We start from the raw sequence: 20,618 nt of genomic DNA, 5'->3' as shown, positions 1-20,618 counted from the left end.
TCACTCCTCACTATACAAAATCACATCGATAATCCGGTTTAATATATTCGCCCGAAGCTGGTCTCTGTATGGCAGTTCAATTAATAACGCCTCTCTCGATACCGCTGTATTAATCATTTTCGCTTCCCTTAATGTCACAGCTCTGTTTTCAAGCATCGACTGGATAATCCGTTCAGCATTCTGCTGGCTGACGGCGGGGCCGATCAGCTGCTTCAGCCGGGCAAGATACTCCGCTTTGGAGTGCGTTTCAACTTTAGTAATACGAATATAACCGCCGCCGCCGCGTTTACTTTCAACTGTATAACCGTGTTCGTTTGTAAAGCGTGTCTTGATGACGTAATTTAACTGCGAAGGTACACAATCAAATTTTTCAGCGATATGGGCACGTTTAATTTCAACGCCTTCATCTTCGGACTTTTTAATCAGTTCTTTTAAATATTCTTCAATAATATCTGATATATTACGCATACCAACACCTCTTTTGACCTTCTTTGACTAAAGTATACCTGTTATTCCCTTTATTCGCAAATGCTAAGGCCCCGGTAATCGGTTACATATTATATAGAAATACTATCGCGTTTATAAGAAATATACTATATAATATAGTCCGTAACATCATACATAAGTCAGTCACTATTTAGACTATTTTTGGGAGGAAATATATTATGAGTATCGTTATGGGCATAGTGGGTATATTATTCACATTCTTCCTTGCCTGGATAGCAAGCAGCAACAGAAAACTTGCATTTAAGAAATGGAAGAATATTTTAGTCCTTCTTGCACTCCAGTTATTCTTTGCTTTTCTATTTTTAAATACAACAGGCGGACAGACAGTCATCGGATGGTTTGCTGATGCGTTTGACAGACTGCTCGGTTTCGCAAGAGAAGGCGGCATGTTTGTCTTCGGTGATTTGATGTCTTTATCAACTGAATCCGGAACGCCGGGTGAAGCAGTAATGCTTGACGGAGAAGCGACTGTATTAAACGTATTCTTCTTCAATGTACTTGTACCGATTATCTTTATCTCAGCGATTATCGGAATCTTGTCCTATACAAGAATTCTGCCGTGGATCATTAAAATTATCGGTATCATTCTAAATAAAATTACCGGTATGCCTTACATCGAGTCATACAATGGTGCTGCATCCATGCTGCTCGGTCAGTCGGAAGTATTCATTTCACTGAAAAACGTACTTCCTAAAATGTCAACACAGCGTCTTTACACACTTGCAGCACAAGCGATGAGTTCAATTTCATTATCAATTGTCGGCGCATTCTTTACAATGCTTGACCCGCAGTATGTGATTATCGCAATTGTCCTTAACCTGTTCGGTATTTACGTGATTGTGCATATCATCAATCCTTACGAAGAAATTATTGTAGACAGCGATTCTGAAATTTCAACCAATCCTGAAGAGGGTAAATCTTTCTTCCAGGTACTCGGGGATTACATTATCGACGGTGGTAAAGTCGTACTTGTTGTGGCGGCAATGCTGATTGGGTTTATCGCCCTGATCGGCCTTCTAAACAACTTGTTCCTGTTAATTCCGGGATCAAACCTGACATTCCAGGATATTCTCGGTTACATCTTTATGCCGATTGCATTCCTGATTGGTATTCCTTGGGCTGAGGCTCAGACTGCCGGAAGTTTGATGGCAACTAAACTCATCACAAATGAATTTGTTGCGATTCTCGATTTCATCACAGTTGCTGATGGATTATCAGAAAAAACTCAGGCAATGGTATCTGTATTCTTAATTTCATTTGCCAACTTCGGAAGTATCGGTATTATCGCCGGTTCCGTTAAAGGTCTGCACAATGAAAGTGGTGACAGAGTTGCCAAATTCGGTTTGAAGCTGGTATACGGTGCATCACTCGTATCCGTTCTTACAGCAACAATCGTTGGTTTCTTCTTCTAAGAAAAACCTTCTTAAAACATCCAATCTGTTAAGTCAGATTGGATGTTTTTTTATATTTCCACCGCAAAGTCTTTGAATTAATATAGTATTAAAACGATTGATACTATATAATATATAAAAAGTAATAATTTGTATTAAAATACATTTATATAGAAGGTGGTGCCTCATGAAATATTCAATGCTGTTTCTTACACTGCTGTCCGCTCTCTTTTTGTCCGCCTGCTCCACCCCAGACTATAAAACACACGTCGGGATTCTCAATGAGAATAATGAAATTCATTTCCAGGAAGACACTGAACTGACTGATGCTGATACATTCACAGAAATCAAGGAAATATTCCTTAAAGAAGAAAATGAAATTGAGGGCAGCCATGATTTTCCGTTCACTATCCATTTCGACAGACCGAACGAGTACTACAGTGAGCTGATTGTGTATTTTTCAGTCGAGGATCACCGGATAATTTATCATTTATCCTCCAGCAGCATAGAACCTGTATATCAACTGAGCGAATCAGACAGTGAATATATACTGGACGCATTGAACTTTGACGCGGCCCGCTATGAAGAATAAAAAAATGATTAGAGAAGCAGAATATGCTTCTCTAATCATTTTAAATTCTGTCAATTACCGTATGATAACCGTCACTGCCATAGTCCAGACAACGTTTGACACGGGAAACCGTCGCACTCGATGCACCGGTTCTTTCCTGAATTTTGGAGTATGTCCAGCCTTCTTTAATTAGTTTTGCCACCTGAAACCGCTGTTTCAGTGCAACCAGCTCGTTCGTAGTACATATATCATCGAAAAATTGATAACACTCTTCTCTAGTTTCCAGTTTTAAAATGCCATCGAATAAATCATCGAGCTCTTCGCCTCTTAATCTATCAACATGCATATCATCACTCCTCAATACTCTTCTTTAACACTTTACCATATTAAAGCACTAAAGAAAATAGTTGCAACACATCTAATTATCTGATAATATCAAATTTATTAACTATTCTTCACCTCGCTAAAGTAGTAAAGGAGATTGTATATGTCAAACCCACTCATTTTAAAAAAATTATCCCTTGGATTAAATTATCTCGAATTACTGAATCAAGACGGTTATACCCTTGTCGACATGAACATGATTGAACCATTCTCTGTTGAAGATAAACAGCACCATCCGACAAATATTATTTTTGAACGCAACAGCCAGCTGTTTGCCATTAGAAGCGACTGGACACGGACCCTGCTCAATTACAACCAGGCCTTTGCCTCGAACGTCAGAAAATATGGTTACTTCGGTCCCGTTGTCAGAGAGCACGATACATTCTACCAGGCCGGCGCCGAAATCTTTAAAGCAGATGAATCCGATATTATCGAAAGTCTCAATATGCATTTAAATTTTATTAAAGATTTTGCCGAGCAGAAAATCACAACCATAGTGGTAAATAATGACCAGCTTATCGATATGTTCATTTCAAAATTTGAACTGGATGAAAGTATCAAACCTTTAATTTATGATAAAGCCGTCTCAGATATTGAAAAAATAACAGACAGTGATCATCCGCTGTACAAAATCATGACAGCCACTGTCAGCAGCCAGCTGGAACTGATTAATGATATATTTGAAACGACAGAAGTGATGACTTTCATTAACCACTTTAAAGATGCCGCTGCCGGGGGAGAGACAAAATTTATTCTCGATCTGTCCTTCAGATCACCGCAGAGCTACTACAACGGCTTTTATTTCCAGGCGTTTTCAAACTATGACTCCCCTGTCTTGAGCGGCGGAGAGTACAACAGCAACGCATTCGGCATCGGCTTAAATTTATCAGATGGAGGGCTTTTATGATTACAGTCGCATTAACCAAAGGACGGTTGTTTAAAGATTTTATCCGTTACTTAAAAAACCGTGACCTTCAAAAATATATTTCCGTGCTTGAAAATGATTCACGGACACTCTATACAGAAGTGGATAACGTCCGCTTCATCTTCGCAAAAGGTCCGGATGTGCCGACCTACGTCGAACTCGGCGCTGCAGACATCGGTATTGTCGGCTCTGATATTCTGGCAGAGGATTCTTTTAACGTCCTGAACGTATCCCAGCTCCCTTTCGGAGACTGTCACTTTTCAATTGCCGGGCCGCCTGATGTCGAACGTTTCAATACAGTCGCTTCCAAATATACAAATATCGCGCGGACATTCTTTAATGAAAAAAAGCAGCCTGTGCAGTTAATTCACCTGAACGGATCAGTTGAACTCGCACCGCTGCTTGACCTTGCGGACGGTATCGTTGACATCGTTCAGACCGGGAGCACATTAAGAGATAACGGCCTGATTGAATACGAAAAAATCCTTGATGTCCACGCCAGACTGATTGCCAATAAGAGAACGTTCTACACTAAAGAAGACGGCATTTATCAATTTTTAACAGAAATCGGGGTGATGGGATGAATGCAGAAGAATTTCTGGACACAATAAATAAAAAAGAAAATCATACTGCTGTTGAAGACATGCAGAATGTCATGAATATTATTTCAAATGTGAAGCAGCAGGGCGATGCCGCCCTTAAGTCATATACAAAAGATTTTGACCGAGTAGACATCGAAAACTTTAAAGTCCCTGAAAAAATACTCGATGACAGTTTAAATTCACTGTCGGGTGAAGAACGACAGGCGCTCGCACATATTACGGGGCGCATTAAAGAATATCAGGAAAGCATTAAATACAGTGATATAGACAACGATGAGTTTAAATACGTCTACCGGCCGCTTGAAAAAGTCGGAATATATATCCCAGGCGGCACTGCGCTCTACCCGTCCAGTGTTCTGATGACAGTTGTACCGGCACTTATCGCAGGCGTTAAGGAAATTCACGTCGTCACACCGACCTTCAATACAAACAACATGACCTTCGGCGCCCTCCGTATTCTCGGTGTCGACAATGTCTATACTGTCGGCGGTGCACAGGCTGTTGCCGCACTCGCATACGGAACAGAAACCATTCCTAAGGTGGATAAAATCGTCGGACCCGGAAATAAGTTTGTCGCACTCGCTAAAAAACTTGTCTTCGGTGATGTCGGTATTGATATGATTGCCGGCCCGAGTGAGATTTTACTGTATGTTGATGATACAGCGGATCCTGCACATATCGCCTATGACATATTCGCACAGGCTGAACATGATGTGAATGCCCGGACATTCCTGCTGTCTGAAAGTACAGACACCATCGACCGTGTGGATAAAGAAATTGAACGCCTGATTGAGTCACTTGACCGGAAAGAAATCGTCAAAGAATCTCTTCAGAACAACCACTATAAGATTGCGGATACAAGAGAACGCCTGATTAAAATCATTAATGAAATCTCACCGGAGCACGTATCTATCCAGCATCAGGACTCGGCAGAAATCATTTCAGACATTCATTATGCCGGTGCTGTGTTTGAAGGCACATACTCCCCGGAAGCAGCAGGTGACTATGCAGCAGGACCGTCACATGTACTGCCGACCGACGGAACCGGCCGCTTCAGCCACGGCTTAAATGTGAATGACTTCTTAACGAGCCATGCCGTCATCAATTTAAAGAAAGAAACATTTGACGAAATAGCGGAAGATGCCAAACTGCTTGCGGCTAAAGAAGGCCTGTCCGCCCACTACGAATCACTAAACATCAGAACGGAGTGAACAAATGATTTATATGGACCGTAACACATGCCCGGTCATCCCGCTTTCAGAGGAGGATATCATCTCGGCTGTACAGAATACAGCGCTGAATTTATATCCCGAGGATGAATATACAACGTTTATCCGGCTGTATGCCGAACGATACGGCCTTGACGCCGGCACGATAGAACTCGCAAACGGTTCTGACGAATGGATTCAGAAAATTATTATGACCCTCGGAAAATCTGGTGTCATGTCACTGCAGCCGGATTTTAATATGTACCAGATTTACGCCAATCAGGCGGGTATCCGCTTTTATTCTATTGGATCAAATGCAGACTATTCATTTGATTATGACCATATTCTTGATGAAGTGAGAAAAGTTGAGCCGTCTGTATTTTTTATATCAAATCCTCATAATCCGACAGGGATATTATTCCCTGATGAATTCCTCAATACACTCGCAGAAGTTTTAAGCGAATGGAACGGATATTTAGTTGTTGATGAAGCATATGTTGAATTTGCGCCGAAAAAATATTCTCCCGTATCAGAAAATACACTGATTATTCGTACTATGAGTAAAATGTACGGACTCGCCGGACTCCGGATTGGTATACTGATTGCAGAAGGTACCGCATTTGACGCTGTTACTCGGATTAATCATCCATACCCGGTCAACAGCCTGTCGCTGAACCTCGGCGTTCAGTTACTTAAGAATAAAGACACACTGAATACACTGATTGATTATCAGAAAAACAGTAAAAAAGCGCTTGAAGATTCACTCAGTCAGGCAGAGAACCTTATCAGCATTAAAAAGTCCTACACAAATTTTATATTTACTTACGGCCCTCAGGCGGAATCACTCGCTCTGTATCTGAAAGACCACGGATTCACCGCCCGGATATATGAAGAACCTTATTTAAATAACGTGGTCAGATATTCAATCATTTCTTTAGAAGACTATCCGGCATTTAAACAACTTATTACAGATTGGAAGGAATCGATTTGATTACTAAAACAAGAGACACACTTGAAACCAAACTCAAACTTTCTGCTGCAGAAGATAAAGATTACAAACAGTCCAAACTGAACACAGGTGTCGGTTTTTTTGATCATATGCTGACTCTTTTGTCATTCCACTCAGAGATCTACCTTGAAGCCGAGGCGGACGGCGACCTTCACGTTGATGATCATCACACTGTAGAAGATGTCGGCATCCTGCTCGGCCAGATTATCCGTGATATATACACAGAGAAACAGAGCTATACACGCTACGGATCTTTTTATATTCCGATGGACGAATCCCTTGCCCGGGTTGTTCTGGATTTATCCGGACGACCCCACTTAAACTTTCAGGCTGATTTCTCCAAAGAAAAAGTCGGCACATTTGATACTGAACTGGTGGAGGAATTTTTTAATGCCGTCGCAATGAACAGCCGTATGACACTGCACATTGATTTGTTGAAGACCGGGAATACCCATCATGAAATCGAGGGTATCTTTAAGGCTTTCGCCAGAAGTTTAAAGCAGGCACTCGCACCTACAGATTCAGGTGTCCCTTCTTCCAAAGGAGTGATTGAATGATCGGAATTATTGATTACAAGCTCGGGAATACAGGGAATCTGATTAACGCACTCCATACACTCGGCTATGAGTCCATACTGACCAATGACAGGGAAACACTGGAAACATGCAGCACAATTATACTTCCAGGAGTTGGACATTTTAAAGAAGCCATGCAGAACATCAACGACTTGCACTTAACAGACACGCTCATCGAGCTCAGCAGGACAAAACCATTTATCGGTATATGCCTCGGCATGCAGCTTTTATTTGAAGACAGTGAAGAAGGTCATGTTAAAGGACTCGGGCTTCTGAAAGGCAGCATCCGCAGGATTCAGACAGAACACCCTGTCCCGCACCTCGGATGGAACACATTAAAAAGTGATTCCGAAAGTCTCAACGGCAGAGATGTCTACTTCGTTCACAGCTATCAGCTGACAGAGTCCCCGGATATTATCGCATCCGCGGATTACGGTACTGTCATTCCCGCTGTGGTTCAAAAGGATAATATTATAGGCATTCAGTTTCACCCTGAAAAATCAGGAGAAATCGGCCTGAAAATTTTAAATGATGCATTACAAAGGAGTTTTTAAGATGAAAATCATTCCTGCGATTGACTTAATAGATGGTCAGAATGTCAGACTGACTCAAGGCGATTATAATAAAAAAACAGCGATGAAACGCTCTCCGGAAGAAGCGGTGCAGTTTTATTCCGCGTTTGATTCAGTGGCACGGATCCATATCGTGGATTTAATGGGCGCCCTTAAACAAGAATCTCTGGAAAGCAGTTTAATCACGCGTTTGAAATCATACACTGACCTCCCCCTCCAGATCGGCGGAGGTCTGCGCAGTGCAGAAACAATAAAACAGTACTATGATGCAGGAATCGATTATTTTATTCTCGGAACAAAAGCCATTACAGATATCAAATGGCTGACTGAAATGACGGTACTCTATCCCGGCCGGATTTTTGTCGGTATTGATGCGAGAGAAGATGATATCTACATTAACGGCTGGACTGAAAACAGCGGCATTACGATTCAAAACTATCTCGCAGATATTAAAGACCTGGACCTTGCGGGAATTATTTATACAGATATCAATAAAGACGGTATGGTCGAAGGGCCGAACTTTGAATCGACTGCAGATATCAACAACAGCACACCTCATAAAGTCATCGCTTCAGGCGGTGTCCGCAGTAAAGAAGACTTAGATCAGCTCGTATCGCTCGGCATTGAAGAATCTATTGTCGGTAAAGCGAGTCATAATGATGAATTCTGGGAGGGAATTAAATGATTAAAAAAAGAATTATTCCCTGCCTCGATGTTAAAGAAGGCCGTGTGGTTAAAGGGATTAACTTTGTCGGTCTGAGAGATGTCGGAGATCCTGTGGCGCTTGCCAAAAGATATAATATTGAAGGCGCCGATGAGCTTGTATTCCTCGATATTTCAAAAACTGAAGAAGGCCATGACTTAATGATCGATGTGATCGAACGTACTGCCAAGGAATTATACATCCCGCTCACAATCGGCGGCGGAATCCGGACACTGGCAGATATTAAACGGCTGCTTGATGCCGGTGCTGATAAAATCAGCATAAATTCAGCAGCCATAAATCGCCCGTCACTCATCAGTGACGCAAGCAGCCGGTTCGGCAGCCAGTGTATCACTGTTGCGGTCGACATAAAATACAGCGAAGCGCTAGATGAGTACTTCATTCATACACACGGCGGCAAAAAAGCGACGGATATCAAAGCCTTTGACTGGATTAAAGAGTGTGAACAGCTCGGCGCCGGTGAACTTTTGATTACAAGTATGGACCATGACGGTGTTAAAGAAGGATTTGATATTCCATTCTTGAAGAAAGCAAAAACACTTGTTAATATTCCGATTATTGCTTCAGGCGGCGCAGGAAACAGTGAACATTTTGTCGAACTGTTTAATGAAACCGACGTATCCAGCGGACTTGCCGCTTCTATATTCCATAACCAGGAAGTGCCGATTGTTTCATTAAAACAGACATTAAGAGACGCAGATATTGAGGTGAGACTGTAATGGAACCAAATTTTGATAAACTGGACGGCCTCCTGTCCGTCATTTTACAGGATACACACACTAATCAGGTGTTAATGAACGGCTATATGAATCAGGAGGCTTACCAAAAAACACTCGCAGACGGCGTTGTATGGTTTTATGCCCGTTCTAAAGGACGCCTTTGGAAAAAAGGAGAGTCAAGCGGGCACGTGCAGAACGTCATATCCATGAGACTGGACTGTGATCAGGACGCACTTTTAATCGAAGTGAACCCCGAGGGACCGACATGCCATCTGGGTACACAAAGCTGCTTCGGTGATGATGATTTCAACCTGCAGGTTCTTGAAAAGACCATTCAGGAAAAGATTGCAGAGCCGAAAGACGGCTCCTATACGAAATACCTGATTGAAGAAGGCAGCGATAAAATATTGAAAAAATGCGGAGAAGAGATGACCGAAGTCGTCATTGCCGCAAAAAATAAAGACAAAGACGAACTCATCAGTGAGACAAGTGATTTACTGTATCACCTGCTGGTAATGTTAAACCATGAAGGTGTGGCTCTTAAAGACGTTGAAGAAAAACTACAGTCACGCCATGGAAAAAAACAAAAAATCAGCAGACGGAATGACATTCAGACATGGTAGTTACGAATCAGGAGAGGACATTGTGCCTCTCCTTTTTATGTTTAGTGTTTGATTTTGGTGGCTTATTCTTTTTTCGTATGGTCCCGTCTTAAAAACCGCCGGTTCGAATCATAATCACAAATACTGCCATAAGGACTATCGTCATTACTGCAAAAGTAATCAAGAATTTCACAAACCGGATACGTTTTATTTTTAACATACCGCCAAACTGCAGTATCGCAAGAATTCCGGACACTAAAAACAGGGCTGTACTGATACATAAAAGGATATACATTATCAATGAAACTACTTCCATATTATCACTCCCCGACTTTTATAAATCTAATTATACATAACATGAAAATAGCTTTCAGTTGTATTTGTCATGAAAATAGTTTAATAATATATTATGACTTTTTAAGGAGTAGTTTCACTATGTCGAAATATCCAATCAACAGCGATTTTAAACCGCTTGAAAATAAAAAACCATTATTTCTGCCGATGCTGTTTTCCATGTCAAATAAGCGCTCGGAAAAATACCTGTCCAAAATTGAAATCCCGGATAATTTAAATGTCACCCCGGTCTCAATCCATGGATATGAAAATGCAGAGATTAACCTGAAAATATACACACCGAAACTCAGCAACCCCGACAAGGCACTTGTTTATTTTCACGGCGGCAGTTTCGCCTATAAAGAAGCACCTTATCAAATTAATCTGTATATCGACTATGCTGTCAAAACACCGTGCAAAGTGATTTCTGTTGATTACCGTCTGCTGCCGGACCATACTTATCCGACAGCTCTTGAAGACTGTTACGCCGCTGTACAGTGGGTGCATACGCACGCAGAAGCACTCGGTATCGACAAAAATAAAATCGCAGTCGGCGGAGATGATACCGGTGGTGCTCTCGCTGCTGGTGTGACACTGCTCGCCCGTGAGAGAAACGCATTTAACATCGGTTTTCAAATGCTGATTCAGCCTGTGACCAGCATGAAAATGACCACCCCTTCAATGCGGACTTTTACAGATACACCGATGTGGAACAGCCGGCTGAATCAAAAAATGTGGAAATACTATTTAAAGGACTGTACAGATACACAATTCGCTTCACCGCTTGATATGTCAAATCATGATAATCTTCCTGCATCGTATATAGAAACAGCGGAATTTGACTGTCTGAGAGATGAAGGCACCGCCTACGCTAAAGTTCTTGAACGGTCCGGTATTGATGTCGAACTGAATGAAACCAAAGGTACTGTTCATAATTTCGATGTTGTAGAGAACAGTGAAATTACCATTCAGCATAAGAATAAAAGAATTCAGGCACTGCAGCGTTATTTCAACAGTATATAATCAATCCTTTATACTTTTAAAAAAATGTGTTAGGATTTGAATAATAACAAATATAGTTACAGTGTTTTCTAGGGTTCCGCACATTGTGGTCTGGTCCGAGAGAAAACCCGCGGCATCTGCCGTGACACGGAAGGATAAAAGCCTGGGAGATTTAAAATCTCCCGGGCTTTTTATCATTTAAGGAGGACATTATGAATTGGATTAAAATTATTATTGCCGCAGTATTTGAAGTCATGTGGGTCATCGGCATCACCCACTCATCCGAGTGGTGGCAGTGGCTTCTGACGTTAACAGCCATTTATGTCAGCTTTTATCTGCTGATAAATGCATCAATGTATCTGCCGGTCGGCACATCTTATGCCGTCTTTGTCGGACTCGGGGCAACAGGCGTTGCACTGTCTGACTTTATCTTGTTTGATGCAGAGTTCACTATTGGAAAAGGTATTCTAATCGCCGTACTGTTAATCAGTGTCATCGGCTTAAAACTTGTCACCCGGTCCGGTGAACCGAAAGGAGCGGAATAAAATGGCCTGGATTATTTTAATATTTGCAGGTATCTTCGAAATGCTTGCAGTCAATGCGATTAACGTTTTCACTCATAAAAGGACGAAAACTTCGCTTGCAGGTATTGTTTTATTTTTTGCAATAAGCTTTGTCTGCCTGTCTGTTGCAATGCGCGAAATAGATATGAGTACCGCATACGCTATATGGACTGGAATCGGTGCTGCCGGCGGTGCCCTGCTCGGTATGATATTTTATAAGGAACCTAAAAATATCGGACGGATATTCTTTATTGCCATGATTATCGCCTGTGCGGTCGGCCTGAAAATACTCGGGTAACCGGGTGGTGCTTCACAGAGCGGGATGATTACAGTACACTGGAATCATACTATTCAACGCAGGTGACTTATGAATCAATACCAACACGCATACAATCAAACGTTTGATAAACTTTCAGAGACAGATCAGTCTCATTTTAAACAGCTTGAAAAAGACCTTGATACCCATTTTCCTGATGAGACAGAAAAGTGGAGTATTCTGTATGACATGATACGGCAGCTCCACCGGTCAAGGGGGAAGACGTTTCAGGCATTATTCGGCAGTGATCCCGTTAAACATGCATTCAAAGTTAAAAACAGCGTCCGTAAAAACGGGGTGAACTACTGGAAATCAGTCGCCCTGATGAATATCTACCTGGCGTTTTTCTTTATGCTCTCTGTAATGATTATGGGCAGCTTTACAGTATCTGCACTGCTCATTATTCCGCCCGTTCTCAGTTTCATCATGATCCCTCTTTTGAACCTCGGTATCAAAGATCAGGGCGTGAAAAAAAGCACCGGGCAGAAAATCAGTACAGCAGCCTTCGCTGTTTTATTTACATTGTCACAAGGAATCATCTTATTTTCATTCCATCCTGTTTTTGATGCTTTCAGTATCATTCACATGGACACTTCCGCTTTGAACATGCTGACAACATCAGCCTTCAGTCTATTGACTCTGTTGAGCCTGCTCTTCATTGTCACTGCCGGAGATATTTATAATAAAATTTTGTTTGTTGTTACCGGCTTGTACAGTTTCTCATGGGTCTTGAGCCAGTTCGGTGTCTGGCCGTCATTCACGCATTTCATGCTGACATACGGTATGTTTATCCTGCTGCCTGTAGTCATTATACTGCAGCTGATACGCGGGAAACGCAGTCAGGCATCAGGTTCGGATGCTTAAATTCTGATTTAGTGATAAAACTCACATCAATATAACAGTCACACCGGTATACTGAATGTAACGACGATTGAGTGAGGACGGTATTTATGGAAAAGAACCGGTTAAATAACCTGATTACAACTTTTATCATTTTTCTTATTATATTTTCTGTCATCTACAGCATATCTCTTTACGTACTGACACAGTTTGTAAACGATATTAATCTTGCGATGATTCTGCACCTTTTAAATGTTTTCGTTATGCTCGCGGCAGCACTGTTCATTACAAAACATCTGCGCCGCTTCATTTTTCGTAGTGCGCAATAACACCGGACGTCTGAAACTATTGTTTCAGGCGTTTTTATTATTCCTTATTGTATTTAAGTGAAAACCCTGAAATTTTATTTGTCGGAATAATCCAACTTGTGTATAGTAAAATAAAAACAGGAGGCGTTTAAATGGTCAGTATTTATGAACTGAAGCCTAAATTTCAAAAGCTGCTGATGCCTGTTGTCCGCTTCTTACATACATTAAACATCACACCAAACCAGGTGACCCTTGCCGCATGTTTTTTATCTATAGCTCTCGGTATCGTATTTTATTATAACTATACGTCCATATGGATTTACATTATGATTCCTGTATTTATGTTCGTCCGCATGGCGATGAACGCCATTGACGGGGTGCTTGCGAAGGAATACAACTTAAAATCAAACCTCGGCAAGTATTTAAATGAACTGACCGATGTTGTGAGCGATGCCGCATTATTTATCCCTTTCATCCTGGTTTTAAGTCAGTTTGAAATGACCGTTGTTTTATTTGTGATCCTGTCCATTGTGAGTGAGATGGCGGGTGTAATCGGCGAAACAGTAAGTGGTGAAAGACGTTATGACGGACCTATGGGAAAAAGTGACCGCGCTTTTATCATCGGGGCAGTCAGTGTACTTCTTGCTTTTAATATTCCGATACATGACTATTTATGGATTGTTTTTTTAATCAGCTCATTACTTATCATTATTAATATTTACAAGCGTATCAAACATGGACTGGAGGGTGCTGAATGAATATTAACTTGATTACCGACGAAGTTTTGTATGTTCTGATTGGTATTATTGCGGTGCTCGTGATTTCTTCTGTGATCACTGCTGTGTTAAAGCGGACGAAACCTTCACCGACTGTTGATGAAGTCGGGCTGCGTATCCGCTCCTGGTGGATGATGTTTATCATTTTCACCATTGCACTCGTGATTCATTCAACGATTTCACTTATTTTCATGGCATTACTCTGCTTCCTTGCATTAAAAGAATATTTTTCACTGATTCCGTTTAACCGGTCCCACCGCCTCGTATTATTTTGGGCATATATGGCTATTCCGATTCAGTTTCTTTTAATCTATTCCGGCTGGTACGGTCTCTTTATTGTGTTCATACCCGTCTACATGTTTTTATTAATACCGATACAGGCGATTATCGTCGGCGAAACAAAGAATTTCCTCCATTCCATCGCCTCAGTGCAGTGGGGCGTCATGCTGATGGTATTCGGCCTCTCCCACCTTGCATTCCTCCTCGTACTGCCGGGACAGGAGAACAGCGTAATCGGAGCGGGACTTGTACTATTCCTCGTTGTCCTGACTCAGGCGAACGATGTTGCACAGTTTATATGGGGGAAAATGCTCGGCAGACATAAAATCATTCCGAAAGTTTCACCCAATAAAACATGGGAAGGCTTTATCGGCGGGGTGCTTACCACAACTCTCCTTGCCGTACTGCTCGCACCATTGATCACGCCGTTTAGTTTAACTGCCAGTATTATCGCCGGACTTTATATCGGTATTACCGGCTTTATCGGTGATGTAAATATTTCAGCTTTAAAACGTGACTTAAATATTAAAGATACTTCTGCAATTATACCGGGGCACGGCGGTATTTTAGACCGTGTCGACTCATTGACTTACACCGCACCGCTGTTTTTCCATTTCACAAGATATTTTTACTTTTAAGGGGTGAAAATAATGAGAAACCTGTTGTTTTCAATACTTGTCCGCCCTGCCGTATTATTCGTACTCGGCCTGAATATCAGACACCGTGAACGGCTTCCTGAAAAAGGCCCGTGTGTCATTATCGCAAACCATAACAGCCATCTCGATACTTTAGTGCTGATGTCTTTATTCCACGGGAAAAGTTTTTCAAAAGTCCGTCCGGTCGCTGCCGGTGATTATTTCATGAAAAATAAATTTCTCGCCTTCTTCTCAACAAAGGTGATGAATATCATTCCGATTGAACGCAGAATGACTAAAGATTTTCAAGGTATGTTTCAGCCAATACTCCAGTCACTGGATGAAGACGGCATCATTATTCTCTTTCCGGAAGGATCCCGCGGTGAAGCAGAACAGCTCAGTAAATATAAAAGCGGTGTATACTACCTCATGCGTGAACGTCCGGATATCGATGTGATTCCCGTGTTTCTGCACGGACTCGGCAAAGCACTTCCGAAAGGCTCATTTATCTTTGTTCCTTTCTTTGTCGATATTTTCATCGGTGCACCGTTTAAATTCACATCAGACCGAAAAACATTTATGGATACTTTAAACAGCAGAATGGACGCCCTTCAGAAAGAAGGCGGGTTCAGAGAATGGTAGAAAAGCCAGTCCGGCAATGCCGGGCTGGCTTCTCTGTTACTCTGAAACTTCTGCCGCTTCAAATGACAGCTGCTTAACCATATCGATAAAATATTGATGAAATACTTTGGAATCTGTCAGTTCCGGATGGAATGAAATTCCGAGATGCCTGTCATCTTTCACAGCAACAATCTTTTCATCTGCTGTTGAAAGAACCTCCACACTCTCTCCTGAACTTTCAATATGCGGTGCACGGATAAATACAGCGGTTGCTGTTGTGTCGATCCCTTTCACTTCAAGCTCTCTTTCAAAACTGTCGATTTGTCTGCCGAATGAGTTCCTCTCAACAGTAATATCCAGTTTGCCTAAATGTGCCTGTCCAAGTAAAATCAGCCCCGCACATGTTCCGAACATCGGCAGATTGCTCTCTTTAAGCGCCTCTGTAAAGCCGTAACAGTCCATCAGCCTGCGGATTGCGGTTGATTCCCCGCCCGGCAGTATTAAGGCATCAATATTCTCCAGTTCTTCTGTCTTTTTGATTGGAATACCAGTTTCACCACACGCCTCAATCATCTGAATATGTTCTCTTACCGCACCCTGTAAAGCCAGAACACCGATTTTCATTACCAGCCGCGCTCCTGCATTCTCTCTTCGAGTGACAGCTGTCTGATATCAAGACCGGTCATTGCGGCACCTAATTCCTTCGCCAGTTTTCCAATACGTTCATAATCCTGATAATGTGTGGTTGCTTCAACAATCGCACGGGCAAATTTCTCAGGGTTTTCCGACTTGAATACTCCTGAGCCGACAAATACACCGTCTGCACCAAGTTCCATCATCAATGCCGCATCCTGAGGTGTCGCCACACCGCCTGCTGCAAAATTAACAACAGGAAGCTTCCCGGCTGCCCTTATCTCTTTCAATACTTCATAAGGCGCACCTAACTCTTTCGCCATCGTCATCACTTCATCATCGCTCATTACTGAAAGCTGTCTGACCTGCTGATTGACTTTTCTCATATGGCGTACTGCTTCGACAATATTACCAGTCCCGGGTTCACCTTTTGTGCGGAGCATCGCTGTTCCTTCACCAATCCGTCTCGCTGCTTCACCAAGATCTCTGCAGCCGCAGACAAACGGTACCGTGTATTCATCTTTCAGTAAATGAAATTCCTCATCCGCCGGGGTTAACACTTCTGACTCATCTATGTAATCCACACCCATTGATTCCAATACACGCGCCTCTGTAATATGACCGATACGGCACTTTGCCATCACAGGAATCGATACGGCATTCATCACTTGTTCAACAATTTCAGGGTCACATGCCCGTGCGACACCGCCTGCTGCACGGATATCAGACGGTACTCTCTCAAGCGCCATCACTGCAACCGCTCCTGCCGCCTCCGCTACTTTTGCCTGCTCAGCATTGACGACATCCATGATTACGCCGCCTTTCTGCATTTCCGCCATACCACGTTTAACTCTCTCTGTTCCCACTTTTGACACTGTCATCCCTCTTTCTCTATTTAATATGATATAGTGTAAAATAAAAACTGATACGTTAGAAGTATCAGTTTAAAAATAATTTAGGGGGTCAGATGGTGTTCCTTCATTTGGAAAAGCAGAAAAATGAACCATTGTATGCGCAGATTTATAAGCAGATTAAAGAAAATATACTCTCAGGCAGCCTCAAAAGTCATGAAAAACTGCCGGGGAAACGTCAGCTGAAGACTGATCTTGCGGTCAGCATGACTACAATTGAAACAGCCTACCGCCTTTTGATGGATGAGGACTTAATTTACAGCAGGGAGAAAAGCGGCTGTTATGTTTCAGAACTTGATACACTCCGCACAGAACACAAAACATCTCCTGAAATCAACAAACCTGAACCGGTTGTCTATCAGCTGCCTCTCGCTTCTGTCGATACGTCCATCGTTCAGAATGATGTAATCAAGCAGATTTCAAAAAACGTATTTAACAATCATACCCTGTTAAATCAGGGCGCGCCGAGCGGGGAAACTGAACTTAAAGATGCAGTGATGGATTATCTGCACATCAACCGCGGGGCTGCCTGCTCACGTGACCAGATTTTCATCGGACCCTCTACAGAATATTTACTGAATCAGGTACTTTATTTACTGAAGCGTCCAAGCATTACGATTGAAGATCCCGGCTACCCAATGCTTAAAGGTGTGCTCAACCGGCTCAATATGCCTTTTGATATTGCTGAAGTGGAAACTGACGGCATTAATATCAAAGATGTACAGGCCTTAAACAACACTGTTACACATGTCACACCCTCGCACCAGTTCCCGGGCGGCTCTGTACTTTCTTTAAATAAAAGAATCCAGCTGTTGAACCACGCTGCTGCCTGTGGTTCATATATTATTGAGGATGACTATGACAGTGAATTCAGATATACAGGAAAACCGCTCCCCTCCCTTCAGGGGCTGGACCAGAATGACAGAACCATTTATATGAACACATTTTCAAAATCAATTTACCCGTCATTAAGGCTCGCAGTGATGGTGCTTCCGAAAGAAACAGCAGAAGAATATTACCGTCACGGTCTGTCGTGTAATGTATCCAGACATATACAGCACATTACTGCTGATTTTATTAACGGCGGCTATCTTGAAAGACACATCAACAGGGTGAGGAAAATATACGGAGAGAAAATGGAACGTATTACCGATTATATTGAGTCAAATTACCCTGGAGCTGCTGTTCAGGGTGCCCATACAGGGATGCACTTTATTTTGAAAGTACCGGGAATTGATGTTTCAAAATATGCAGAAAAACACCGTCTGTTATGTATGAATCATTATGCGGTACAGGATAAATTTAAAGACAGCATTATTGTCGGCATCGGTGAACAGTCCGCCGGTGAAATCATGAAAATACTCAATATGTTTTTAAAGGATGCCATACAATAAAAACCTCCCGAAGGAGGTTTTTTATATAATTCCAAGAAGGAAAGCAACCAGCATAACGATTAAACTGAATCCCCAGATCCAGAAAAATGCATACTTAATGTATTTCCCCATTTCAATACCCGCAAGACCGACCGCAAGCCATAAAGCCGGTGCAAACGGACTGACAAATGTACCGATGATGTTACCAATCATTAGTGAGTATGCAATTTCAATGCTCTCCACCCCGAGAGGACTGACAATACCGTCCACAACCGGCAGAAGTGCAAAATAATATGCATCTGTATTAAGTATCAGTTCAAAAGGAACACCAAGTATCCCAATGACATAGTGCAGATAAGGGACGATAAACGCCGGCAGCACTGTCACAATATCCGTCGCCAGTGATTCGAGCATACCGCTGTTGTCAAGTATACCGAGAAAAGTTCCGGCAGCAAGTATGATGGAGCCCATCATTAACGCGTTCGGGGCATGCTTTGCGAGACGGTCTTTTTGGATTTCAACATCGGGATAATTCACGATCATTGAAATACAAAGCGCAAGCATGAATATTAATCCTGCAGGCAGAAGACTCGTCACTAAGAAAACAATCACTACCGCGACTGTAAGTAAATTAAACCAGAGCAGTTTCGGACGCTCAAGATTTCTTTCATCTTCACTGAGCTCTCCAACACCATCAAACAGTGTCGGATCGTCCGGATTTATAAGTAAACCATTACGTTCAATACGTCTTTTTTCAAGCCAGCCGAGAAAACTTGCAAAGCCGACTAACAGTACAATCGAAATCAGCTGCAGCGGGATAAGCGGTCCCCACAAATCAGCCGCATCCTCACCAAGTACAGCTGCTGTACGTCCGAGCGGCCCGGCCCACGGCACCATATTAATAATACTCGCACTCATACCAATTAACAGTACTAAAAGATACGGGCTCATGTTTAATTTTTTATATAACGGAAGCAGTGCAGGAATCGTAATCAGAAATGTAGATGCGCCGGCACCGTCCAGATGTGCAAGTGCACCGATAATCACCGTAACCATTGCGACAACAATGATATTTCCCCGGGAAATTTTAATCATTCTTTTTATTAACGGATTAAACATCCCGGAATCCTGAAGAATACCGAAAAACAGTATTGCGAAAATAAACATAATCACAACAGATAGTACTGAAGCAATACCGTCGTTGAAGAACTCAGTAATTTCTGTTAAGCCGAATCCTGCGATTAACGCACCGATAAAAGGAATGGTCGTTAAAGCAATAATCGGATGTACTCTTTGTGTAATTAATAATGCAACAATAATCAATATAATTAATAAGCCAGTAATACTTAACATATTAACCCCCTATGTTTTAGTCTTACTCATCATTCTGACAAAACTAAACGGTCAGGTCAATGTGAATTGTTAACGGTTTCAACAATAAGTGAATTATTACATCTTTAAATGATAGTCCCTGATTTCCTATAATAATTCTGTAAAACGCAAAGAAAAAAAGCACAGATATTTCTATGCTTTTTAGTGGGCCTAAGTGGACTCGAACCACCGACCTCACGCTTATCAGGCGTGCGCTCTAACCAGCTGAGCTATAGGCCCTTTATATGTATTAAATTATTAATGGTGGAGACTAGCGGGATCGAACCGCTGACCTCCTGCGTGCAAAGCAGGCGCTCTCCCAGCTGAGCTAAGCCCCCATTAAAATTAAGTGCGGGTGAAGGGACTCGAACCCCCACGTCGATTAAGACACTAGATCCTGATTCTAGCGCGTCTGCCAATTCCGCCACACCCGCATAAATATCGGGAAGACAGGATTCGAACCTGCGACCCCTTGGTCCCAAACCAAGTGCTCTACCAAGCTGAGCTACTTCCCGTCAATGAACCAAAAAACACGCGCCCGAGAGGAGTCGAACCCCTAACCTCTTGATCCGTAGTCAAACGCTCTATCCAATTGAGCTACGGGCGCATTATGATATTTTGCAAAAAAATAAAAACGGTATAACCGTTAAATAAAATGGAGCGGAAGACGGGATTCGAACCCGCGACCCCCACCTTGGCAAGGTGATGTTCTACCACTGAACTACTTCCGCAAGATTAAAGTATCATGATTATAATCAAATGATGCCGGCCAGAGGACTTGAACCCCCAACCTACTGATTACAAGTCAGTTGCTCTACCAATTGAGCTAGGCCGGCTAAATGGTGGAGAATGACGGGTTCGAACCGCC

Annotated in this window: 26 protein-coding genes, 7 tRNA genes and 1 riboswitch; of the genes, 20 read left to right on the top strand and 13 right to left on the bottom strand. The window is 42.3% G+C overall.

Going from position 1 to position 20,618, the window contains the following annotated elements; all coding sequences use genetic code 11:
- Positions 1–468 carry a CtsR family transcriptional regulator gene (locus ACFSX4_RS08395; RefSeq protein WP_377773548.1) on the bottom strand — a complete coding sequence of 156 codons (468 nt, stop codon included), beginning with the start codon at positions 466–468 and terminating at the stop codon, positions 1–3.
- Between the two features lie 197 nt (positions 469–665).
- Here ACFSX4_RS08395 and ACFSX4_RS08390 point away from each other — a divergent pair, with 197 nt between their 5' ends.
- Positions 666–1,919, top strand: a complete 1,254-nt coding sequence (locus ACFSX4_RS08390; RefSeq protein WP_377773546.1) for a NupC/NupG family nucleoside CNT transporter — start codon at positions 666–668, stop codon at positions 1,917–1,919.
- 166 nt (positions 1,920–2,085) lie between these two features.
- On the top strand, positions 2,086–2,490 hold the full coding sequence (locus ACFSX4_RS08385) for a hypothetical protein (protein ID WP_377773544.1): 405 nt from the start codon (positions 2,086–2,088) through the stop codon (positions 2,488–2,490).
- A gap of 40 nt (positions 2,491–2,530) precedes the next feature.
- Here ACFSX4_RS08385 and ACFSX4_RS08380 read toward each other — a convergent pair whose 3' ends face one another.
- Complete coding sequence (locus ACFSX4_RS08380; protein ID WP_377773542.1) at positions 2,531–2,815, bottom strand: YerC/YecD family TrpR-related protein; 285 nt, start codon at positions 2,813–2,815, stop codon at positions 2,531–2,533.
- 141 nt (positions 2,816–2,956) lie between these two features.
- On the opposite strand from ACFSX4_RS08380, the gene ACFSX4_RS08375 reads away from it, so the two are divergent.
- The 9 genes from ACFSX4_RS08375 to hisIE are packed head-to-tail and all read left to right on the top strand — an operon-like array spanning position 2,957 to position 9,810.
- Complete coding sequence (locus tag ACFSX4_RS08375; protein WP_377773540.1) at positions 2,957–3,760, top strand: ATP phosphoribosyltransferase regulatory subunit; 804 nt, start codon at positions 2,957–2,959, stop codon at positions 3,758–3,760.
- Positions 3,757–4,362: an ATP phosphoribosyltransferase gene (gene hisG / locus ACFSX4_RS08370; RefSeq protein ID WP_377773538.1), complete on the top strand. Its 606-nt coding sequence runs from the start codon at positions 3,757–3,759 to the stop codon at positions 4,360–4,362. Before ACFSX4_RS08375 ends, hisG begins: the two co-directional genes overlap by 4 nt.
- Positions 4,359–5,591: a histidinol dehydrogenase gene (gene hisD, locus ACFSX4_RS08365; RefSeq protein WP_377773536.1), complete on the top strand. Its 1,233-nt coding sequence runs from the start codon at positions 4,359–4,361 to the stop codon at positions 5,589–5,591. The genes hisG and hisD overlap by 4 nt, the downstream gene beginning before the upstream one ends.
- 4 nt (positions 5,592–5,595) lie before the next feature.
- A complete protein-coding gene (locus ACFSX4_RS08360; RefSeq protein ID WP_377773534.1) occupies positions 5,596–6,579 on the top strand; it encodes a pyridoxal phosphate-dependent aminotransferase in 984 nt (327 codons plus the stop codon).
- The gene (gene hisB, locus ACFSX4_RS08355) at positions 6,576–7,154 is read left to right on the top strand and encodes an imidazoleglycerol-phosphate dehydratase HisB (protein ID WP_377773532.1); all 579 of its coding nucleotides are present in this window, start codon (positions 6,576–6,578) and stop codon (positions 7,152–7,154) included. The genes ACFSX4_RS08360 and hisB overlap by 4 nt, the downstream gene beginning before the upstream one ends.
- The gene (gene hisH, locus ACFSX4_RS08350) at positions 7,151–7,726 is read left to right on the top strand and encodes an imidazole glycerol phosphate synthase subunit HisH (RefSeq protein WP_377773530.1); all 576 of its coding nucleotides are present in this window, start codon (positions 7,151–7,153) and stop codon (positions 7,724–7,726) included. Before hisB ends, hisH begins: the two co-directional genes overlap by 4 nt.
- A 1-nt stretch (position 7,727) precedes the next feature.
- Positions 7,728–8,429 (top strand): 1-(5-phosphoribosyl)-5-[(5-phosphoribosylamino)methylideneamino]imidazole-4-carboxamide isomerase, encoded by a 702-nt coding sequence (gene hisA / locus ACFSX4_RS08345; RefSeq protein WP_377773528.1) that lies wholly within the window; start codon positions 7,728–7,730, stop codon positions 8,427–8,429.
- Positions 8,426–9,187 carry an imidazole glycerol phosphate synthase subunit HisF gene (hisF, locus tag ACFSX4_RS08340; protein ID WP_377773526.1) on the top strand — a complete coding sequence of 254 codons (762 nt, stop codon included), beginning with the start codon at positions 8,426–8,428 and terminating at the stop codon, positions 9,185–9,187. The genes hisA and hisF overlap by 4 nt, the downstream gene beginning before the upstream one ends.
- On the top strand, positions 9,187–9,810 hold the full coding sequence (gene hisIE / locus ACFSX4_RS08335; protein WP_377773524.1) for a bifunctional phosphoribosyl-AMP cyclohydrolase/phosphoribosyl-ATP diphosphatase HisIE: 624 nt from the start codon (positions 9,187–9,189) through the stop codon (positions 9,808–9,810). The genes hisF and hisIE overlap by 1 nt, the downstream gene beginning before the upstream one ends.
- 88 nt (positions 9,811–9,898) lie before the next feature.
- Here hisIE and ACFSX4_RS08330 read toward each other — a convergent pair whose 3' ends face one another.
- On the bottom strand, positions 9,899–10,105 hold the full coding sequence (locus tag ACFSX4_RS08330) for a hypothetical protein (RefSeq protein ID WP_377773522.1): 207 nt from the start codon (positions 10,103–10,105) through the stop codon (positions 9,899–9,901).
- A gap of 119 nt (positions 10,106–10,224) precedes the next feature.
- On the opposite strand from ACFSX4_RS08330, the gene ACFSX4_RS08325 reads away from it, so the two are divergent.
- The 8 genes from ACFSX4_RS08325 to ACFSX4_RS08290 all read left to right on the top strand — a co-directional run bounded on the left by ACFSX4_RS08325 (position 10,225) and on the right by ACFSX4_RS08290 (position 15,483).
- On the top strand, positions 10,225–11,145 hold the full coding sequence (locus ACFSX4_RS08325; protein ID WP_377773520.1) for an alpha/beta hydrolase: 921 nt from the start codon (positions 10,225–10,227) through the stop codon (positions 11,143–11,145).
- 57 nt (positions 11,146–11,202) lie between these two features.
- A riboswitch (guanidine-I (ykkC/yxkD leader) is annotated at positions 11,203–11,296 on the top strand.
- 40 nt (positions 11,297–11,336) lie between these two features.
- A complete protein-coding gene (locus ACFSX4_RS08320) occupies positions 11,337–11,669 on the top strand; it encodes a DMT family transporter (RefSeq protein WP_377773518.1) in 333 nt (110 codons plus the stop codon).
- Position 11,670: 1 nt separating this feature from the next.
- Positions 11,671–11,985 (top strand): DMT family transporter, encoded by a 315-nt coding sequence (locus tag ACFSX4_RS08315; protein WP_377773516.1) that lies wholly within the window; start codon positions 11,671–11,673, stop codon positions 11,983–11,985.
- Between the two features lie 69 nt (positions 11,986–12,054).
- On the top strand, positions 12,055–12,867 hold the full coding sequence (locus ACFSX4_RS08310; RefSeq protein WP_377773514.1) for a hypothetical protein: 813 nt from the start codon (positions 12,055–12,057) through the stop codon (positions 12,865–12,867).
- Between the two features lie 86 nt (positions 12,868–12,953).
- Positions 12,954–13,172, top strand: coding sequence for a hypothetical protein (locus ACFSX4_RS08305; RefSeq protein WP_377773512.1), 219 nt, complete (start codon positions 12,954–12,956; stop codon positions 13,170–13,172).
- 131 nt (positions 13,173–13,303) lie between these two features.
- Entirely contained in the window at positions 13,304–13,909 is a 606-nt protein-coding gene (locus ACFSX4_RS08300) for a CDP-alcohol phosphatidyltransferase family protein (RefSeq protein WP_377773510.1), read from the top strand.
- The gene (locus tag ACFSX4_RS08295; protein ID WP_377773508.1) at positions 13,906–14,844 is read left to right on the top strand and encodes a phosphatidate cytidylyltransferase; all 939 of its coding nucleotides are present in this window, start codon (positions 13,906–13,908) and stop codon (positions 14,842–14,844) included. The genes ACFSX4_RS08300 and ACFSX4_RS08295 overlap by 4 nt, the downstream gene beginning before the upstream one ends.
- A 12-nt stretch (positions 14,845–14,856) precedes the next feature.
- Positions 14,857–15,483 carry a lysophospholipid acyltransferase family protein gene (locus ACFSX4_RS08290; RefSeq protein WP_377773506.1) on the top strand — a complete coding sequence of 209 codons (627 nt, stop codon included), beginning with the start codon at positions 14,857–14,859 and terminating at the stop codon, positions 15,481–15,483.
- 36 nt (positions 15,484–15,519) lie between these two features.
- On the opposite strand, the gene pdxT is transcribed toward ACFSX4_RS08290, so the two are convergent.
- Together pdxT and pdxS are read right to left on the bottom strand one after the other, a co-directional pair.
- The gene (gene pdxT, locus ACFSX4_RS08285) at positions 15,520–16,086 is read right to left on the bottom strand and encodes a pyridoxal 5'-phosphate synthase glutaminase subunit PdxT (protein WP_377773504.1); all 567 of its coding nucleotides are present in this window, start codon (positions 16,084–16,086) and stop codon (positions 15,520–15,522) included.
- On the bottom strand, positions 16,086–16,970 hold the full coding sequence (gene pdxS, locus ACFSX4_RS08280; RefSeq protein WP_377773502.1) for a pyridoxal 5'-phosphate synthase lyase subunit PdxS: 885 nt from the start codon (positions 16,968–16,970) through the stop codon (positions 16,086–16,088). The genes pdxT and pdxS overlap by 1 nt, the downstream gene beginning before the upstream one ends.
- A gap of 95 nt (positions 16,971–17,065) precedes the next feature.
- On the opposite strand from pdxS, the gene pdxR reads away from it, so the two are divergent.
- On the top strand, positions 17,066–18,400 hold the full coding sequence (gene pdxR / locus ACFSX4_RS08275) for a MocR-like pyridoxine biosynthesis transcription factor PdxR (protein WP_377773500.1): 1,335 nt from the start codon (positions 17,066–17,068) through the stop codon (positions 18,398–18,400).
- A 21-nt stretch (positions 18,401–18,421) separates the two neighbouring features.
- Here the strand turns inward: pdxR and ACFSX4_RS08270 are convergent, their stop codons facing one another.
- The 8 genes from ACFSX4_RS08270 to ACFSX4_RS08235 form a co-directional block, all read right to left on the bottom strand.
- On the bottom strand, positions 18,422–19,732 hold the full coding sequence (locus tag ACFSX4_RS08270) for a CitMHS family transporter (protein WP_377773498.1): 1,311 nt from the start codon (positions 19,730–19,732) through the stop codon (positions 18,422–18,424).
- 184 nt (positions 19,733–19,916) lie between these two features.
- A tRNA-Ile gene (locus tag ACFSX4_RS08265) sits at positions 19,917–19,990 on the bottom strand.
- Positions 19,991–20,012: 22 nt separating this feature from the next.
- Positions 20,013–20,088 (bottom strand) — tRNA-Ala (locus tag ACFSX4_RS08260).
- Positions 20,089–20,100: 12 nt separating this feature from the next.
- A tRNA-Leu gene (locus tag ACFSX4_RS08255) sits at positions 20,101–20,184 on the bottom strand.
- Positions 20,185–20,191: 7 nt separating this feature from the next.
- A tRNA-Pro gene (locus tag ACFSX4_RS08250) sits at positions 20,192–20,265 on the bottom strand.
- Positions 20,266–20,283: 18 nt separating this feature from the next.
- Positions 20,284–20,357 (bottom strand) — tRNA-Arg (locus ACFSX4_RS08245).
- A gap of 49 nt (positions 20,358–20,406) precedes the next feature.
- Positions 20,407–20,481: transfer RNA gene (locus ACFSX4_RS08240), tRNA-Gly, on the bottom strand.
- 32 nt (positions 20,482–20,513) lie between these two features.
- Positions 20,514–20,586 (bottom strand) — tRNA-Thr (locus tag ACFSX4_RS08235).
- Positions 20,587–20,618: the final 32 nt, after the last annotated feature.

This window comes from Corticicoccus populi (genome assembly GCF_042686195.1).
In the GTDB taxonomy this organism is placed as follows: Bacteria; Bacillota; Bacilli; order Staphylococcales; family Salinicoccaceae; genus Corticicoccus; species Corticicoccus populi.
Note: the sequence above shows the minus strand (reverse complement) of the source record. Positions and strands in the feature narration are given on the sequence as shown.

Bases quoted from the DNA above. Each gene is read 5' to 3' on its own strand.
- ACFSX4_RS08395 (WP_377773548.1), bottom strand. From the start codon at position 468: ATGCGTAATATATCAGATATTATTGAAGAATATTTAAAAGAACTGATT.
- ACFSX4_RS08290 (WP_377773506.1), top strand. From the start codon at position 14,857: ATGAGAAACCTGTTGTTTTCAATACTTGTCCGCCCTGCCGTATTATTC.
- ACFSX4_RS08305 (WP_377773512.1), top strand. From the start codon at position 12,954: ATGGAAAAGAACCGGTTAAATAACCTGATTACAACTTTTATCATTTTT.
- hisF (WP_377773526.1), top strand. From the start codon at position 8,426: ATGATTAAAAAAAGAATTATTCCCTGCCTCGATGTTAAAGAAGGCCGT.
- ACFSX4_RS08330 (WP_377773522.1), bottom strand. From the start codon at position 10,105: ATGGAAGTAGTTTCATTGATAATGTATATCCTTTTATGTATCAGTACA.
- ACFSX4_RS08310 (WP_377773514.1), top strand. From the start codon at position 12,055: ATGAATCAATACCAACACGCATACAATCAAACGTTTGATAAACTTTCA.
- ACFSX4_RS08385 (WP_377773544.1), top strand. From the start codon at position 2,086: ATGAAATATTCAATGCTGTTTCTTACACTGCTGTCCGCTCTCTTTTTG.
- hisA (WP_377773528.1), top strand. From the start codon at position 7,728: ATGAAAATCATTCCTGCGATTGACTTAATAGATGGTCAGAATGTCAGA.
- hisG (WP_377773538.1), top strand. From the start codon at position 3,757: ATGATTACAGTCGCATTAACCAAAGGACGGTTGTTTAAAGATTTTATC.
- hisIE (WP_377773524.1), top strand. From the start codon at position 9,187: ATGGAACCAAATTTTGATAAACTGGACGGCCTCCTGTCCGTCATTTTA.
- hisH (WP_377773530.1), top strand. From the start codon at position 7,151: ATGATCGGAATTATTGATTACAAGCTCGGGAATACAGGGAATCTGATT.
- ACFSX4_RS08300 (WP_377773510.1), top strand. From the start codon at position 13,304: ATGGTCAGTATTTATGAACTGAAGCCTAAATTTCAAAAGCTGCTGATG.
- ACFSX4_RS08380 (WP_377773542.1), bottom strand. From the start codon at position 2,815: ATGCATGTTGATAGATTAAGAGGCGAAGAGCTCGATGATTTATTCGAT.
- ACFSX4_RS08315 (WP_377773516.1), top strand. From the start codon at position 11,671: ATGGCCTGGATTATTTTAATATTTGCAGGTATCTTCGAAATGCTTGCA.
- hisD (WP_377773536.1), top strand. From the start codon at position 4,359: ATGAATGCAGAAGAATTTCTGGACACAATAAATAAAAAAGAAAATCAT.
- ACFSX4_RS08270 (WP_377773498.1), bottom strand. From the start codon at position 19,732: ATGTTAAGTATTACTGGCTTATTAATTATATTGATTATTGTTGCATTA.
- pdxT (WP_377773504.1), bottom strand. From the start codon at position 16,086: ATGAAAATCGGTGTTCTGGCTTTACAGGGTGCGGTAAGAGAACATATT.
- ACFSX4_RS08375 (WP_377773540.1), top strand. From the start codon at position 2,957: ATGTCAAACCCACTCATTTTAAAAAAATTATCCCTTGGATTAAATTAT.
- ACFSX4_RS08360 (WP_377773534.1), top strand. From the start codon at position 5,596: ATGATTTATATGGACCGTAACACATGCCCGGTCATCCCGCTTTCAGAG.
- ACFSX4_RS08325 (WP_377773520.1), top strand. From the start codon at position 10,225: ATGTCGAAATATCCAATCAACAGCGATTTTAAACCGCTTGAAAATAAA.
- ACFSX4_RS08295 (WP_377773508.1), top strand. From the start codon at position 13,906: ATGAATATTAACTTGATTACCGACGAAGTTTTGTATGTTCTGATTGGT.
- ACFSX4_RS08320 (WP_377773518.1), top strand. From the start codon at position 11,337: ATGAATTGGATTAAAATTATTATTGCCGCAGTATTTGAAGTCATGTGG.
- ACFSX4_RS08390 (WP_377773546.1), top strand. From the start codon at position 666: ATGAGTATCGTTATGGGCATAGTGGGTATATTATTCACATTCTTCCTT.